Origin of the sequence: Streptomyces sp. SDr-06 (assembly GCF_003324565.1) — a bacterium.
Taxonomy (GTDB): Bacteria; Actinomycetota; Actinomycetes; order Streptomycetales; family Streptomycetaceae; genus Streptomyces.
Genome location: NZ_QOLA01000005.1, coordinates 385,109 through 400,292, shown reverse-complemented (window position 1 = coordinate 400,292; position 15,184 = coordinate 385,109). Strand labels below are relative to the sequence as shown.

14 protein-coding genes and 1 pseudogene are annotated in these 15,184 nt (G+C 72.2%); 11 read left to right on the top strand and 4 right to left on the bottom strand.

Features of this window, described 5'->3' with window-relative positions:
- The 4 genes and pseudogenes from DT019_RS14925 to DT019_RS14910 all read right to left on the bottom strand — a co-directional run.
- A pseudogene (locus DT019_RS14925) lies at nt 1-346 on the bottom strand (2-oxoglutarate ferredoxin oxidoreductase subunit alpha); the annotation flags it as partial.
- A 317-nt stretch (nt 347-663) separates the two neighbouring features.
- Nucleotides 664-1,323 carry a response regulator transcription factor gene (locus DT019_RS14920; RefSeq protein WP_189389549.1) on the bottom strand — a complete coding sequence of 220 codons (660 nt, stop codon included), beginning with the start codon at nt 1,321-1,323 and terminating at the stop codon, nt 664-666.
- A 178-nt stretch (nt 1,324-1,501) separates the two neighbouring features.
- The gene (locus tag DT019_RS14915) at nt 1,502-2,827 is read right to left on the bottom strand and encodes a sensor histidine kinase (protein WP_114037283.1); all 1,326 of its coding nucleotides are present in this window, start codon (nt 2,825-2,827) and stop codon (nt 1,502-1,504) included.
- Nucleotides 2,828-2,982: 155 nt separating this feature from the next.
- The gene (locus tag DT019_RS14910; protein WP_114037240.1) at nt 2,983-4,197 is read right to left on the bottom strand and encodes a sensor histidine kinase; all 1,215 of its coding nucleotides are present in this window, start codon (nt 4,195-4,197) and stop codon (nt 2,983-2,985) included.
- Between the two features lie 214 nt (nt 4,198-4,411).
- On the opposite strand from DT019_RS14910, the gene DT019_RS14905 reads away from it, so the two are divergent.
- From DT019_RS14905 to DT019_RS14855, 11 genes are all read left to right on the top strand, one after another.
- Nucleotides 4,412-4,795: an NADH-quinone oxidoreductase subunit A gene (locus DT019_RS14905; RefSeq protein ID WP_114037282.1), complete on the top strand. Its 384-nt coding sequence runs from the start codon at nt 4,412-4,414 to the stop codon at nt 4,793-4,795.
- Nucleotides 4,786-5,391 (top strand): NADH-quinone oxidoreductase subunit B, encoded by a 606-nt coding sequence (locus tag DT019_RS14900; protein WP_114037239.1) that lies wholly within the window; start codon nt 4,786-4,788, stop codon nt 5,389-5,391. The genes DT019_RS14905 and DT019_RS14900 overlap by 10 nt, the downstream gene beginning before the upstream one ends.
- Entirely contained in the window at nt 5,388-6,803 is a 1,416-nt protein-coding gene (locus tag DT019_RS14895) for an NADH-quinone oxidoreductase subunit C (RefSeq protein WP_114037238.1), read from the top strand. The genes DT019_RS14900 and DT019_RS14895 overlap by 4 nt, the downstream gene beginning before the upstream one ends.
- Entirely contained in the window at nt 6,796-7,764 is a 969-nt protein-coding gene (locus tag DT019_RS14890) for a complex I subunit 1/NuoH family protein (protein WP_114037237.1), read from the top strand. The genes DT019_RS14895 and DT019_RS14890 overlap by 8 nt, the downstream gene beginning before the upstream one ends.
- Nucleotides 7,764-8,351 carry a NuoI/complex I 23 kDa subunit family protein gene (locus DT019_RS14885; RefSeq protein ID WP_114037236.1) on the top strand — a complete coding sequence of 196 codons (588 nt, stop codon included), beginning with the start codon at nt 7,764-7,766 and terminating at the stop codon, nt 8,349-8,351. The genes DT019_RS14890 and DT019_RS14885 overlap by 1 nt, the downstream gene beginning before the upstream one ends.
- Nucleotides 8,348-8,956 carry an NADH-quinone oxidoreductase subunit J gene (locus DT019_RS14880; protein ID WP_114037235.1) on the top strand — a complete coding sequence of 203 codons (609 nt, stop codon included), beginning with the start codon at nt 8,348-8,350 and terminating at the stop codon, nt 8,954-8,956. Before DT019_RS14885 ends, DT019_RS14880 begins: the two co-directional genes overlap by 4 nt.
- Nucleotides 8,956-9,330: an NADH-quinone oxidoreductase subunit NuoK gene (nuoK, locus tag DT019_RS14875; protein WP_114037234.1), complete on the top strand. Its 375-nt coding sequence runs from the start codon at nt 8,956-8,958 to the stop codon at nt 9,328-9,330. Before DT019_RS14880 ends, nuoK begins: the two co-directional genes overlap by 1 nt.
- On the top strand, nt 9,327-11,366 hold the full coding sequence (locus DT019_RS14870; protein ID WP_114037233.1) for an NADH-quinone oxidoreductase subunit L: 2,040 nt from the start codon (nt 9,327-9,329) through the stop codon (nt 11,364-11,366). The genes nuoK and DT019_RS14870 overlap by 4 nt, the downstream gene beginning before the upstream one ends.
- A 27-nt stretch (nt 11,367-11,393) precedes the next feature.
- Nucleotides 11,394-12,944, top strand: a complete 1,551-nt coding sequence (locus tag DT019_RS14865; RefSeq protein ID WP_114037281.1) for a NuoM family protein — start codon at nt 11,394-11,396, stop codon at nt 12,942-12,944.
- A complete protein-coding gene (locus DT019_RS14860; protein WP_114037232.1) occupies nt 12,941-14,473 on the top strand; it encodes an NADH-quinone oxidoreductase subunit N in 1,533 nt (510 codons plus the stop codon). Before DT019_RS14865 ends, DT019_RS14860 begins: the two co-directional genes overlap by 4 nt.
- Nucleotides 14,474-14,664: 191 nt before the next feature.
- On the top strand, nt 14,665-15,120 hold the full coding sequence (locus DT019_RS14855) for an MscL family protein (RefSeq protein WP_114037231.1): 456 nt from the start codon (nt 14,665-14,667) through the stop codon (nt 15,118-15,120).
- Nucleotides 15,121-15,184: the final 64 nt, after the last annotated feature.

Here is a 15,184-nt window from a genome sequence, read left to right as displayed (position 1 = left end):
CCGGGTTCATCGCCACCAGCACATTCGGCGCATCGCCCGGCGTCAGGATGTCGTGGTCCGCGAAATGCAGCTGGAAACTCGACACACCCGGCAGTGTTCCGGCAGGCGCCCGGATCTCGGCCGGGAAGTTCGGCAGCGTCGACAAGTCGTTTCCGAACGTCGCCGTCTCCGAGGTGAACCGGTCACCGGTGAGCTGCATGCCATCACCCGAATCACCCGCGAAACGGATGATGACACGGTCGAGACGCCGGACTTCCTTCTCCCCGGCGGGCCTGCGCTGCTCCCCGACGAGGGCCTCATCGGCTCCATCGGCCTGCTCGGCTGGGCTACTGACCTGGCTGGTCACTGAACTGGACCTCCCTCGGGCGGGCTGCTCGGGCGCATCCGGCCGACCGGTAGCGCCAAGGCCCACCCTACGTCGGTAAGGGTCGCCTTCCCTGGACCGCTCATATGTTGGACGCTCTTTTGAGGCGCCCTGATGCCCTGAATTGCCACGATTTACCCGCCCCCCGGCCCCTTCTGCTAAGACGCCCAGCCATCCTTCTTCGGTTCTAGGCCTCACCGTGTCGGGAGCCCCGCGAGCGGCGACTCAATCCGGCTCGGTGACCGAGTCTCCACCCTGGCGGCTGGATCCTGCTTGAACCCCGACAGGGCGGCGGGCCCTCACGAATTGATGTAGGTCAATACCGCCAGAACACGCCGGTGGTCCCCGTCACTCGGCGAGAGCCCCAGCTTCAGGAAGATGTTGCTCACGTGCTTCTCGACCGCGCCGTCGCTGACGACGAGCTGTTTGGCGATCGCGGAGTTCGTCCGCCCCTCGGCCATCAGTCCTAGGACCTCCCGCTCGCGCGGGGTGAGGTTGGCCAGCACGTCCTGCTTGCGGCTGCGCCCGAGCAGCTGTGCCACGACCTCCGGGTCGAGGGCGGTGCCGCCCTGGGCGACCCGCACCACGGCCTCGACGAACTCCCTGACCTCGGCGACCCGGTCCTTGAGCAGATAGCCGACGCCCCGGCTCGACCCGGCGAGCAGCTCGGTGGCGTACTGCTCCTCCACGTACTGGCTGAGCACCAGCACCCCGATGTCCGGGTACAGCTTGCGCAGCAGCACCGCCGCGCGTACGCCCTCGTCCGTGTGGGTGGGCGGCATCCGCACGTCCGCCACCACGACATCGGGCAGCGCGCCCTCGTCGGCCAGCTCTCCCACCGTCTTGACCAGCGCGTCTCCGTCGCCCACTCCCGCGACGACCTCGTGTCCCCGGTCGGTCAGCAGCCGGGTCAGGCCCTCCCGAAGCAGTACCGAATCCTCGGCGATGACCACCCGCACCCTGTCCTCCACGACTTCGCAGCCCCCCGGCTCCCTTGGGCACCCCACGGCTCTGTGCGAGCCGTGGCGCTGTGCCTCTCCAGCATCCCAGCATCCGGGCAAGAATCCGCCTCCGCCAGGCAAAAACCCCCCGACCCCGTGTTTGGGGGCCGGGAGGCGAGGGGGCGGCGCTCGCGGGCTAGGCCCGCCAGGGGAGCTCCGCGGTGATCGTGGTCGGGCCGCCGCGGGGCGAGTCCAGCACGAGGATCCCGTCCACCGCGTCGAGCCGCTCGGCGAGCCCCGCGAGGCCGGACCCGGCGGTTGCGTCGGCGCCGCCGCGCCCGTTGTCACCGACCTGGAGCATCAGCCGGGGACCGGCGCGCCACACGTCGACCGTGGCGCGGCTCGCCCCGCTGTGCTTGCTGACGTTCTGGAGCAGCTCGGAGACGGTGAAGTACGCGATGCCCTCGATCGCCGGGACCGGCCGGCCCGGCAGGTCCACCTCGACCCTGACCGGCACCGTGCAGCGGGAGGCGACGGAGGAGAGGGCGGCGTCCAGGCCGCGGTCGGTGAGGACCGCCGGGTGGATGCCGCGGGCCAGGTCGCGCAGTTCCTGGAGGGCGACCTTCACCTCGCCGTGCGCCTCGTCGACCATCTTCGCCGCCGCCTGCGGGTCCTCGGTCAGCTTCTCCTTGGCCAGGCCCAGGTCCATGGCGAGGGCCACCAGGCGGGCCTGCGCCCCGTCGTGCAGATCCCGCTCGATGCGCCGCAGGTCGGCCGCGGAGGTGTCCACGACGACGCCGCGGTCGGACTCCAGCTCGGTGACCCGCTCCTCCAGGCGCGAGGGCCCGAGCAGCCCGATGACCATCACCTTGTCCATCGTGGCGAGCCCGCGGATCAGCCACGGCACGGCCAGCGTGATCAGCAGCCCGGCCAGCGAGGTCAGGGCGATCTCGAACGGCGAGTCCAGGTACACGGTGTGGTGGTCGTCCCCGTAGAGCTGGAGGCCCGCCTGGCCCGCGTACATCGGGAACACCCACTGCCACAGCGGGTACGTGAACAGCGTCCAGCCGACCGTCCACAGCGGCAGAGCGGTGCAGAAGGCGAAGAGCGCCCAGGGGAAGTGCAGGACCGAGTACAGCAGGTGGCGCCAGGAGACCCCGCTCTTGAGGACGCCGCCGATCCACGCCATGAGGCCGCCGCGCGAGCGCGCCGACTGCGGCTCGGCGATCTCGACGCCGAGCAACGCCCGTGCCCGGGCCCGCTCCATCACCCCGAAGACGCGGCAGCCGAGCAGGGACACCGCAAGCAGCGGAATGCCGATGAAGGTGACCAGCAGGCCGGCGCTCACCGACACGGTGGTGACGGCCCAGCAGAACAGCACGATGCTGATCGGCAGGCTCAGCAGCAGATGGCCGAACTCCCGGAAGGTCCGCGCCTCGAACGGGGCGCGCAGCACCGGCGGGAGGAGGTGCCGCCGCGGCTCGGCGGACCGCGCCACGCCGTACCCGTACTCGGTGTCCATGGTCATCGGTCCCGTCCGTCCGTTTCCTCGTCCTGCGCGGCCGCCGTGTCGGACGGCCGCCCCCTGTGAACACCAGCTTCGTCGGTGCGGGGGGCCCGGACCATGCGGCCGGTCACCCTCTTCGGGCGGGGGTTTTCCCTACCCCCGCCCGCGGGTCAGTCCTTCGGGCCCCGGTCGCGCCACGGCAGTTCGGCCGTGACGAGGGTGGGCCCGCCGGTGGGCGACTCCAGGACGAGCAGCCCGTCCACCGCGCCGAGCCGCTCGGCGAGACCCGCCATGCCGCTGCCCCCGTCCAGGCGCGCGCCGCCCACCCCGTCGTCCTCGACCTGGATGAGCAGCCGGTCCGCACTGCGCCACACCTCGACCGAGGCGCCCCGCGCGCGGCTGTGCTTGCTGACGTTCTGGAGCAGCTCGGAGACGGTGAAGTAGGCGATGCCCTCGATCGCGGGGGCGGGCCGCGCGGGCAGGTCGACCGCGACCCTGACCGGCACCGTGCAGCGGGAGGCGACCGAGGAGAGGGCGGCGTCGAGGCCGCGGTCGGTGAGGACCGCGGGATGGATGCCGCGGGCCAGGTCGCGCAGTTCCTGGAGGGCCAGCTTCACCTCGCCGTGCGCCTCGTCCACCATCGCGGCCGCCGCCTCCGGGTCCTCAAGGACCTTCTCCTTGGCGAGGCCGAGGCCCATGGCGAGGGCCACCAGGCGGGCCTGCGCCCCGTCGTGCAGATCCCGCTCGATGCGCCGCAGGTCGGCGGCGGCCGTGTCGACCACGACACCCCGGTCCGACTCCAGCTCGGCGATCCGCCGCTCCAGCTCGTCCGAGGGCGACAGCAGCGCGCGCACCATCATCCGGTCGGCGTTGGTGAGACCCCGCGCCACGAACCCGAGCACCGGCCACGCCACGAACAGGGAGACCAGCGTGACCGTGAAGGTCAGGATCCCCCAGGGCAGCCGCACGAACTCGTACAGCACACCGCGCCAGGCCACCGGGTCCTTCACGCTCGTCCACAACCAGGGGAAGAAGCCGCCGTGCCGGCGCGGACTGGCCGGGATCGGCGTCGGCTCGTCGATCTGCACCCCCAGCAGCGCCCGCGCCCGGGCCCGTTCGGCCTTGCCGAGCTGGCGCGCGCCGAGCAGCCCCACCGCGAGCAGCGGAAGGCCGATCACAGTGATCGACAGACCGACGCCGAGCACGACCGTCACGACGACGTAGACGAAACCGATCAGTGCCATCGGCAGGTTGGCGAGGAGATGGGCGATCTCCTTCCAGGTGTGCCGGCCGTAGGCGAACCGCGCCGCGGGCGGGGCGGCCTTCTCGTCGCGGCCGGCGCGTGCTGCTGGGTCCCGCTGCTGGTCGCGGAGGGTGCTGGTCATGGTGCCAAGCCTGCCGGGCGGCGATCGACGGCGCCATGGGGTGCCACACCCTCTCGCACGGGGGAAAACCCCACCCCCGTAGCCCCTACCCCTGCCCAGGGTCCCCTTAGCAGGGCCTAGACTCCCGTCCGTACACAGCGTCGAACAGGGCGCGACGAGACCATCGAGGCCAGGGAGCGAGGGGCGCGACGTGCCGGAACCGACCGTGCGCCAGATGCCGGTGTTGGCTGCCGACTACTTCCACAGCTATTCGGTCGTCGGCCTGCTCGCCGTGATCGGCGTGCTGTTCGTCGCCGTGGCGTTCGGGGCCGGGCGGCTGCTGCGGCCGGTCGTGCCGACGCCGGAGAAACTCCTGACGTACGAGTGCGGGGTGGACCCGGTGGGCGAGGGCTGGGCCCACACCCAGGTCCGCTACTACGTCTACGCCTTCCTGTACGTGATCTTCGCCGTCGACTCGATCTTCCTCTTCCCCTGGGCGACCGTCTTCGCGGCCCCGGGCTACGGCGCGACCACCCTCGTCGAGATGTTCATCTTCCTCGGCTTCCTGGCCGTGGGACTGCTCTACGCATGGAAGAAGGGCGTCCTGGAATGGACGTGACGACTCCCGGACCCGAGTCGCAGCCCGTGCTGCTGCCCGAGCCGAAGAAGCTGGGCGTGCTCTCGCGCCTGGCCCCCGAGCCGATGAAGGTGGTCCTCAACTGGGGCCGCCGCTACAGCCTGTGGGTCTTCAACTTCGGCCTCGCCTGCTGCGCCATCGAGTTCATCGCGGCCTCCATGGCCCGCCACGACTTCATCCGGCTCGGCGTGATCCCCTTCGCGCCCGGCCCGCGCCAGGCCGACCTCATGATCGTCTCCGGCACGGTGACGGACAAGATGGCACCCGCCGTGAAGCGGCTGTACGAGCAGATGCCCGAGCCCAAGTACGTCATCTCCTTCGGCGCCTGCTCCAACTGCGGCGGCCCGTACTGGGACTCGTACTCGGTGACCAAGGGCGTGGACCAGATCATCCCGGTCGACGTGTACGTGCCCGGTTGCCCGCCCCGGCCCGAGGCGCTGCTCCAGGGCATCCTCAAGCTCCAGGAGAAGATCGCCAGCGAAACGCTCGGCGAGCGGTACGCGAACGCGGCCACCCCGGCCCAGCTCACCAGCGGCCTCGTCGCCGCCCCGCCCACCCCGGGGGAGGGCCAGGCGTGAGCGCGTACGACAGCCTGCCCGACGGCGTCACCGAGATCTTCGGCGCCGAGTCCACGGCGGAGGAGGCATACGGCCTGCTCACCGTCGACGTGCCCGCCGGTTCCTGGATCGCCGCCCTCGAAACCGCCCGCGACAAGCTGGGCTGCACGTACTTCGACTGGCTGAGCGCGGTCGACGAACCCGGCACCGGCTTCCGGGTCTGCGCGCATGTCGTGGCGCTCGGCGACGGCCGGGTCCGACGCCTGCTCGTACGCACGACCGTCCCGCACGCGGCACCCGTGCTGCCCTCCGCCGTGGACGTCTACGCGGGCGCGGCCTGGCACGAGCGCGAGACCCACGAGATGTTCGGCGTGGGCTTCACGGACCACCCGCACCTGGTCCCGCTCCTTCTGCCCGACTCCTTCGAGGGCCACCCACTGCGCAAGGACTTCGTGCTCGCGGCCCGCGTCGCCAAGGCGTGGCCGGGCGCCAAGGAGCCGGGGGAATCCGAACACGGCGGCCCCAAGCGCCGCCAGATGCTCCCGCCCGGCGTCCCCGACCCGAACGAGTGGGGCCCCCTCAAGGGCCAGCTCCCCCCGGCCCCGGCCCGCCCGGCCCGCACCCCGCGCGCGGCAGGAGCAGCCGCCGACCGCCCGCCCCGCCGCACCCGCAGCGTGTCGGAGGGCTCGGCGTCACAGCCGACCCCGGCCGCGCCCGAGGCGCCCGGTCCTTCGGCCGCTCCGGAGGCTCCGGCGGTACGTCCGCGCCGGACCCGGAGTGCGAGCGAGGGCTCGGCGTCGCAGCAGGCCGGTGCCGTGGCGGGGGAGCCCGCCGCGCCGCCCCGGACGCGCAGTGCGGACGCCCCCTGGCACAACCCGAAACCGGCCTTCACCGAGGAGACCCCGGAGCAGGCCCAGGCCGAGACGCCCGCCGACGACAAGCCGGAAGCGGCCCCGACGCGGGAGTCCGCCCCGGCCTCGGAGCGCGCCGAGGTTCAAGAGCCCACCCGGGCCCCGGAGCAGGCCCAGGCCGAGACGCCCGCCGACGACAAGCCGGAAGCGGCCCCGACGCGGGAGTCCGCTCCGGCCTCGGAGCGCGCCGAGGTTCAAGAGCCCACCCGGGCCCCGGAGCAGACCGCGGAGCCGACCCCGGCCGACGCGTCGCCCCCGGCACACGAGCCGACCCAGGCCGACGCGTCGACCCCGGCCGAAGACCCGAGCCGGGCCGAGGACCCCACCCCGGCCCAAGCGCCCCCCGCCCGGGAGCCCGCTTCCGGGGACGAGGGGCCCGACGCGTCCGGCCCCGCCGAATCCACCCGCCCCGCCGAATCCACCCGCCCCGCCGAATCCACCCGCCCCGCCGAATCCACCGGCCCCGCCGGAGGCGACGCGGCCGAATCCACCGACCCCGCCGGAGGCGACCCGCGTGAATGACGCACTCGACGTCGCCCTCCGGCTGGTCGTCGTCTTCGCCGTGTTCATGGTGCTGCCGCTCGTCATCGGGCAGACCGAGCACAAGGTGATGGCGCACATGCAGGGCCGGCTCGGCCCGATGTACGCGGGCGGGTTCCACGGCTGGGCCCAACTCGTCGCCGACGGCGTGAAGTTCGCGCAGAAGGAGGACGTCGTGCCGGCCGCGGCCGACCGGCGGATCTTCCAGCTCGCGCCCGCCGTCGCGCTGCTGCCCTACCTCCTCGTCCTCGTGGCCGTCCCGATCGGCCCAAGCGAGGGCGCGGTCGGCCAGGTCGTCGATGCGGGCATCTTCTTCGTGCTCGCCGTGATGGGCGTGGGCGTGCTCGGCTCGCTCATGGCGGGCTGGGCCTCGGCCAACAAGTTCTCCCTCCTGGGCGGACTGCGCACCGCGGCCCAGCTCCTCGCGTACGAGCTGCCGATGCTGCTCGCCGCCGCCTCCGTGGCGATGGCCGCCGGCACGGTCTCGCTGCCCGGCATCCTCAACGCCTTCCACTGGTGGTGGCTGCCCTGGCAGATCGTCGGCGCGCTGGTCTTCTTCGTCGCGGGCCTCGCCGAACTCCAGCGCCCGCCCTTCGACATGCCCGTCGCCGACTCCGAGATCATCTTCGGCGCGTACACGGAGTACACGGGACTGCGCTTCGCGCTGTTCCTGCTCGCCGAGTACGCCGGCATCGTCGTCCTGTGCGGCCTCACCACCGTCCTGTTCCTGGGCGGCTGGCACGGCCCGTGGGGCGCCGACGGTCTGGGCTGGGTATGGACCCTGCTCAAGACGGCCGTGCTCGCCTTCGTCGTGATCTGGCTCCGGGTCAGCTACCCCCGGCTCCGCGAGGACCAGTTGCAGAAGCTCGCCTGGACCACGCTCATCCCGCTCGCCCTCGCGCAGATCGCGCTCACCGGCATCGTGAAGGTGGCGATCAGCTAATGCCCATCCCCGGTTCCGGCCTCGCCAAGGGCCTCGCTGTCACGCTCCGCACGATGACGAAGAAGACCGTCACCGCGCAGTACCCCGACGTCCAGCCCGAACTCCCGCCCCGCAGCCGGGGCGTGATCGGCCTGTTCGAGGAGAACTGCACGGTGTGCATGCTGTGCGCCCGCGAGTGCCCCGACTGGTGCATCTACATCGACTCCCACAAGGAGACGGTCCCGGCCGCGGTCGAGGGCGGCCGCGAACGCAGCCGCAACGTCCTCGACCGCTTCGCCATCGACTTCTCGCTCTGCATGTACTGCGGTATCTGCATCGAGGTGTGTCCTTTCGACGCGCTGTTCTGGTCCCCCGAGTTCGAGTACGCGGAGACGGACATCCACGAACTCACCCACGAGCGCGACAAACTGCGCGAGTGGATGTGGACGGTCCCGGCCCCGCCCGCGCTCGACCCGGGCGCCGAGGAGCCGAAGGAGGTCGCCGCCGCCCGCAAGGCCGCCGACAAGCTGGCCGCCGCGCAGGCCGCGGAGGCCGCCGCCCCCACCGAGCCCGCTCCGGGCTCCGGCCCCGAGGGAGACCGGGCATGAGCGGGATCCTCGCCCAGGGCGCCCTCACCGCGCCGCACGGCTTCCTGTCGCCGACCGGCGTGGAGATCGCGTTCCTCCTCGTCGGCATCGCCACCCTCGGCGCGGCCGTCATGACCGTCACGACCCGGCAACTGGTGCACGCCGCCCTGTGGCTGGTCGTGGCGCTCGGCGGCCTGGCCGTCGAATACCTCCTGCTCACCGCCGAGTTCATCGCCTGGGTGCAGGTCCTCATCTACGTCGGTTCGATCGTGGTGCTCCTCCTGTTCGGACTGATGCTCACCAAGGCCCCCATCGGCCCCTCCCCGGACGCCGACTCCGGCAACCGCTGGGCGGCGCTCGCGGTGGCCGTCGCCGCCGCCGGGACCCTCGTCTGGGTCGTGGTGGACGCCTTCCGCACGAGCTGGATCGACCTCGCGGGACCCGCCCAGGGCTCCACCAAGGTGTCCGGCGAGATCCTCTTCCGGCACTGGGTGCTGCCCTTCGAAGCGCTGTCCGTGCTTCTCCTGGCCGCCCTGGTCGGCGCGATCGTGCTGTCCCGCAAGAGCGCCCCCGGCGATGCTCCGGACGCCACCGCTGCCGCCGCCCGTGAGACGGAGTCGCGCTGATGCACCTCGCCTATCCCGCCGTACTCGCCGTCCTCCTGTTCTGCACCGGTCTCTACGGTGTGCTCGCGCGGCGCAACGCGATCCTGGTCCTGATGTCGGTCGAGCTGATGCTCAACGCCGTCAACCTCAACCTCGTCGCCTTCGACGTCTGGCTGCGCGACACCCTCCACGCGGGCCAGGCGCTCACCCTGTTCACGATCGCCATCGCCGCCGCCGAGATCGGCATCGGCCTGGCCATCGTGCTCGCCGTGTACCGCAACCGCGGCACCGCGGACATCGACCGGCTCCGCGACACCGCCGAGGATCCGGGCCCCGACCCGGCCGACCCCGAAGACCCCGCAGCCCCGGCACAGAAGGCTGAGGCCGCCGCGTGACCACCACGACCCTCGCCGTCCTCGTCCCCCTCCTCCCGTTCCTGGGCGCCGCGGCCGGACTGCTGCTCGGCCGCCGGGCCCCCGGCTTCGTCCGCCCGCTCGCGGTCCTGCCGACGTTCGCCGCGCTCGTCCTCGCCGTCGTCGTGGCCGTCGACCAGGGCGGCGGCAAGGCCATCGACGCGGCCACCCGCCTCACCCCGACCGGCTCCGTCCCGATCGAACTCGCCCTCCACCTGGACGGGTTCGCGGTCCTCGTCGCCGTCCTGGTCGGCCTGGTCGCCACCTGCGTCCAGCTCTACTCGACGGGCTATCTGCGCGACGACCCGCGCTACACCTCCTACGCCGCGCTCGTCTCCCTCTTCACCTCCGCGATGCTGCTCGTCGTCTACTCCGGCGACCTGATGGTGCTCCTGGTCGGCTGGGAGATCATGGGCATCTGCTCGTACTTCCTGGTCGGCCACTACTGGGAGACCCCCGAGGCGCGTGCCGCCTCCCTGAAGGCCTTCCTGGTCACCAAGCTCGGCGACGTCCCCTTCCTGATCGGTCTGTTCGCGCTCGCCACCGACGCCGGTACGTTCCGGATCACCGGCGTCGTGCAGGCCGCCCTGACCGGCGGCATCGGCCACCCCACCCTCATCGCGCTGCTGCTGATCGCCGGCGTGGCCGGCAAGTCCGCGCAGTTCCCGCTGCACACCTGGCTGCCCGATGCGATGGCCGGCCCGACCCCGGTCTCCGCGCTGATCCACGCCGCGACGATGGTCGCCGCCGGTATCTACTTCGTGGCCCGGCTGCTGCCCGTCTTCGCCGCGTCGGCGGCCGCGATGACCGTGCTCGCCGTGATGGCCGCGCTCACCATGGTCGGCTCGGCGCTCGCCGCGCTCGCCCAGGACGACATCAAGCGCGTGCTCGCCTACTCGACCATCGGACAGCTCGGCTACATGTCGGGCGCGCTGGCCGTCGGCGACCGCGGGGCCGCCGTCTTCCACCTCCTGTCGCACGGCGCCTTCAAGGCGCTCCTCTTCCTCGGCGCCGGCGTGATCATCCACGCCGCCGGCACCAACTCGCTGACCGCCATGTCCCGCATGGGCGGCCTGGCCGGTGGGGCCTCCGCCGCTCGAACGAAGTCGAGAGCTGGGGGGCGCATTCCCGACGCGTACTGGACGATGACCGTCGCCCTGCTCGCGCTCGCCGCGATCCCTCCCTTCGCCGGTTTCTTCTCCAAGGAGGCCGTCCTGTCCGCCGCCGAGCGCACGGCGCTGGGCGAGAGCCACCTCGCCCCGTCCGGCGCAGGCTGGACCGTGCTGATCGCCGGACTCCTCACCGCCCTTCTCACCGCCGCGTACGCCATGCGCCTGTGGCTGCTCGCCTTCCGCGGCAGGGGAGCCGAGGCCCCGGACCACGGCAAGCAGCCCGCCGTCATGAACGCCGTCCTGTGGGTGCTCGCCATCCCCTCGATCGGCTTCGGCCTGACCACCGGCTATCTCGCCGACTGGTTCGACGGACACGCGCTGACCCCCGCCGTCACCACCTCCGTCCTGTCCACGGGCGTCGCCCTGGTGGGCGGTCTTGTCACCTACGCGGCCTGGCGCCACACCTCGGCGCTGGCCGCCCGCACCCCGCTGGGCGCCGTCGCCGCGCACCCCGAGGCGGACGGCGGCCTGGTCGAGCAGGAGGCCATCGCCAGCCACACCCAGGCCTACGGCGACATCGCCTCCGCCCCCGACCCGGCCGACCCCGGCCGCCTCCTGCTCGGCCCGCTGCACCGCCACGCGGCCACCGGATTCCACCTGGACGCCGTCTACCACGCCCTGTTCGTCCGGCCCGTCCTGGCCGCGGCCGGCCTGGTCCGGTTCCTGGACCGCGAGGTCGTCGAGACCTACGTCCGCGGGGCGAGCGCGCTGCCGCGCTGGTTCGGCTGGGCCGTGCGGCGCGCGCAGAACGGCAACGTGCAGAGCTACCTCAGCGCGCTGCTGGCCGGCTCACTCGTCCTGGCGGCCGCCGTGGTCGTCCTTGCCAACGTCACCGCGGGGTCCTGAGCCGTGATCGATATCAGCGAGTCCGTGATGCAGTTCCTTCTGGCGTTCATCGTCGTCGTCCCTCTCATCGGCGCCGTGGCGGCTCTGCTGCCCGCCCCGCCCGGGCTGAGGGGCAGGAGCCCCGAGCAGGCCGTGCTGCGCCACGGCGTGACCGTGACCGGCGTGATCCTGCTCGCCGCGATCGTCCTCGCGCTCGGCTTCGACCACGGCCACCCGTCGACGATGCAGGCCACGACGGACATCCAGTGGATCCCCGCGCTCAACGTCCACCTCCACCTGGGCGTCGACGGCATCTCGCTCCCCCTCCTCGTCCTGACCGCGCTGCTGACCTTCCTCTGCGCGCTGTACTCCTACTTCAAGCTGCCCGCGGGCCCGTCCCCGAAGGCGTTCGTCGCGCTCCTGCTCGTCCTGGAGTCCGGCACCCTCGCCACCTTCGCCGTCCTCGATCTCGTGCTGTTCTTCCTCGCGTTCGAGATGGTCCTCATCCCGATGTACTTCCTGATCGCCCGCTGGGGCGGGGACCAAAGGCAGGCGGCCGCCTGGAAGTTCATCCTCTACACACTGCTCGGCTCGGTCGTCATGCTGCTCGGCCTGCTCCTGATCGGACTCAAGGCGGGCACGTTCGACATGGTGGCACTCGCCACTGACAACGGCCGTGGGCTGACCACGTCCGTGCAGGTCATCGCCGTTCTGGCGATCGGCATCGGGCTCGCGGTCAAGACCCCGATGTTCCCCCTGCACAGCTGGCTCCCGGACGCCCACACCGCCGCCCCGACCGTCGGCTCGGTGCTCCTGGCCGGCGTCCTGCTGAAGATGGGCACGTACGGATTCGTCCGCATCGTGCTGCCGATCGCGCCGCACGGCATGCACACCTTCGCGCCCTACCTGGCCGCCTTCGCCGTCGCCGGGATCATCTACGGGTCGCTGGCCTGCCTCGCGCTCGCCAAGCAGGGCAACAAGGGCGACCTCAAGCGGCTCATCGCGTACTCCTCCGTCGGCCACATGGGCTTCGTGCTGCTCGGCATCGCCTCGATGACCCCCACCGGCGTGAACGGCGCGCTGTTCGCCAACATCGCCCACGGCCTCATCACCGGCCTGCTGTTCTTCCTGGTCGGCGCCCTCAAGGACCGCTACGGCACCGCCGACCTCGACACCCTGGCCGGGGCCACCGGAGCCGCCCTCTACGGCCGGGCCCCGCGCCTCGGCGGGCTGCTCGCCTTCGCCGCCGTCGCCTCGCTCGGACTGCCCGGACTCGCCGGGTTCTGGGGCGAGATGCTCGCGATGTTCGGCGCCTTCGACCCGGCCGCGGGGCTCAGCCGCCCCGCGTACCTCACCTTCGTGGCCATCGCAGCCCTCGGCACCCTGCTCACCGCCGCGTACCTGCTGGTCGTGGTGCGCCGGGTCTGCATGGGCGGCAAGCCGGCCGAGGGCCCCGTGCTCGCCGACGTCCAGGGGTACGAACTCGCCGCCTGGAGCCCGCTCGTCGCGCTCACCGTCCTCGCCGGGCTCTGGCCCGCGGTCCTCCTCGGCCTGACCGACCCGGCCGTCCAGAAGCTCCTCGCAGGAGGCAAGTCGTGACCCCCGACGTCACCACCGCGGCGGCCGGCACCGCAAGCCTGGTCCAGTCCGTCGACTGGGTCGCGATCGCCCCGCCCCTGATCGCCGCGGCGGTCGCCCTGGTCGTGCTGCTCGCCGACCTGTTCCTGCCCCCGGCCCGCAAGCGGGTGCTCGGTTGGGTCACGATCGCGGGCCTGGTCGCGGCGCTCGCCTCCCTGGCGCCGCTGCGCACCGGCAGCCGCTCCACGTTCTGCCTCACCGCCAACCCGGACGCGTGCAGCTACACCGTCGACCAGTTCGCCTTCGTCATCCAGGCCCTGGTGCTCGGCGGCGCCCTGCTGACCGCCCTGCTCTCGGTGCGGGACACCGAGGAGAAGCTGCCCGCGGGCGAGTTCTGGTTCCTGCTCCTCTCCTCGGCGGCCGGTGCGGCCCTGCTGCCCGCCGCCCGCGACCTGGCCACCCTCGTCGTCGCCCTGGAAGTCGCCTCGCTGCCCGCCTTCGCCCTGGTGGGCCTCAGGCGCGGCGACCGGCTGTCCTCCGAGGCGGCCCTGAAATTCTTCCTGTCGTCGGTCACCGCGACCGCCGTGATGCTGCTCGGCGTCAGCTTCGTGTACGCGGCGACGGGCACCCTGCACCTCACGGAGATCGCCACCAGACTGGCCACCGTTCCGGGCCAGTTGGACACCGTCGCCAAGACCGGCGTCGCCCTGACGCTGGTGGGCTTCGCCTTCAAGACGGCCGCCGCACCCTTCCACTTCTGGGTGCCCGACACCTATGTGGGCGCGCCGCTGCCCGTAGCCGCCTACCTCTCCGTGGTCGGCAAGGCGGTCGGCTTCTCCGGACTCATCCTGGTGACCGTCGTGGCCTTCCCCGCTTACGCCGACGTGTGGGGCCCCGCGCTCGCCGTCCTGGCTGCGCTGACCATGACCGTCGGCAACGCGGCCGCGCTGCGCCAGTCCGCCACCCGGGCGTACAGCGCCGTGCGGCTGCTCGCCTGGTCCTCGGTGGGCCAGGCCGGCTACCTCCTGGTGCCGATCGCGGCCGCCGCCTACTCCGGCGACAGCCAGGTCGGCGCCACCGTCGCGTACGCCCTGATGTACGCCGTGGTGAACCTGGGCGCGTTCGCGGTCGCCGCCCTGGTGGCCCGCAGCCGGCCGCTGAACCGCCTCGCCGACTACCGGGCCCTGTACGCCGAGCGTCCGTTCGCCGCGCTCGCCCTCGCCTTCTTCCTGCTGTGCCTGGCCGGACTGCCGCCCGGCATCATCGGCCTGTTCGCCAAGGTCACCGTCTTCTCGGCGGCGGTCGACGCGGGGCTCGGCTGGCTCGCGGTCGTCATGGCGCTCAACGTGGTCGTCGCCCTCTACTACTACCTGCGCTGGACCGCGCTCCTGTTCCGCTCGCCGGAGGCCGCCGATGCCCCCGCCGGAGCGGAGCGGCCCCGGGTCCCCGCCCCGCTCACCGTCGCCATCGCGCTCACCGCGGTCATCGGCGTCGTCCTGTCGGGCGTGCCCCAACTGGTCCTGCACTTCGCTTCGGTGACCCTCTTCTGAGGAAGCGCCCTCTTCCACGGACGCGCCGCGGGCGTGCCCCCCTCGCGGCGGGCCGGGCGTTTTGGCGCGCCCGGTCCGCGGGCACGGTTTGGTCCGAAAGGCCCTGACAGGGCACTGTCGTACGCGCACACCAAGGTGGGCACGGACGTACGACACACCAGACACGGTCATGGCGAACAAGGAGCAGAGCGGTGCTGAGCGGGTTCAAGGACTTCATCCTGCGCGGGAACATAGTCACGATGGCGGTCGGTCTGGCCGTCGGATCCGCGTTCACCGCGGTGGTCACGGGCTTCAGTACCGCGTTCATCACCCCGCTGATCGGCGTGGCCACCCGCTCCACCGGCGACTTCAGCACGGCGACCTTCACCGCCCAGGGCGTGACCTTCCCGTACGGCAAGTTCATCAGCGCGGCCATCGCCTTCGCGATCACGGCGGCGGTGCTCTACTTCCTCGTCGTCGTGCCCATGATGAAGGTCCAGGCCCGGTTCGACCGGGACAAGCCCGTGGACATCAAGGCCGCCCTGCGCGACTGCCCCCGCTGCTACGCCCAGATCCCCGGCATCGCGACGCGCTGCTCGCACTGCACCAGCGAGATCGAGCCCGACCCGAAGGCCCTGGAGATGGCCGGGCTGCCCGCCCCGCGCTGACCGCTTCCCGTACGGCCTAACGCGCCCTCCAGCGCGCACAAGGGAACTAGCGTCCCCCGCCTGG

Excerpts from the sequence above, each read along its gene's own strand:
- DT019_RS14915 (WP_114037283.1), bottom strand. The coding sequence starts at position 2,827 with ATGGACACCGAGTACGGGTACGGCGTGGCGCGGTCCGCCGAGCCGCGG.
- DT019_RS14910 (WP_114037240.1), bottom strand. The coding sequence starts at position 4,197 with ATGACCAGCACCCTCCGCGACCAGCAGCGGGACCCAGCAGCACGCGCC.
- DT019_RS14905 (WP_114037282.1), top strand. The coding sequence starts at position 4,412 with ATGCCGGTGTTGGCTGCCGACTACTTCCACAGCTATTCGGTCGTCGGC.
- DT019_RS14900 (WP_114037239.1), top strand. The coding sequence starts at position 4,786 with ATGGACGTGACGACTCCCGGACCCGAGTCGCAGCCCGTGCTGCTGCCC.
- DT019_RS14885 (WP_114037236.1), top strand. The coding sequence starts at position 7,764 with ATGCCCATCCCCGGTTCCGGCCTCGCCAAGGGCCTCGCTGTCACGCTC.
- DT019_RS14880 (WP_114037235.1), top strand. The coding sequence starts at position 8,348 with ATGAGCGGGATCCTCGCCCAGGGCGCCCTCACCGCGCCGCACGGCTTC.
- nuoK (WP_114037234.1), top strand. The coding sequence starts at position 8,956 with ATGCACCTCGCCTATCCCGCCGTACTCGCCGTCCTCCTGTTCTGCACC.
- DT019_RS14865 (WP_114037281.1), top strand. The coding sequence starts at position 11,394 with ATGCAGTTCCTTCTGGCGTTCATCGTCGTCGTCCCTCTCATCGGCGCC.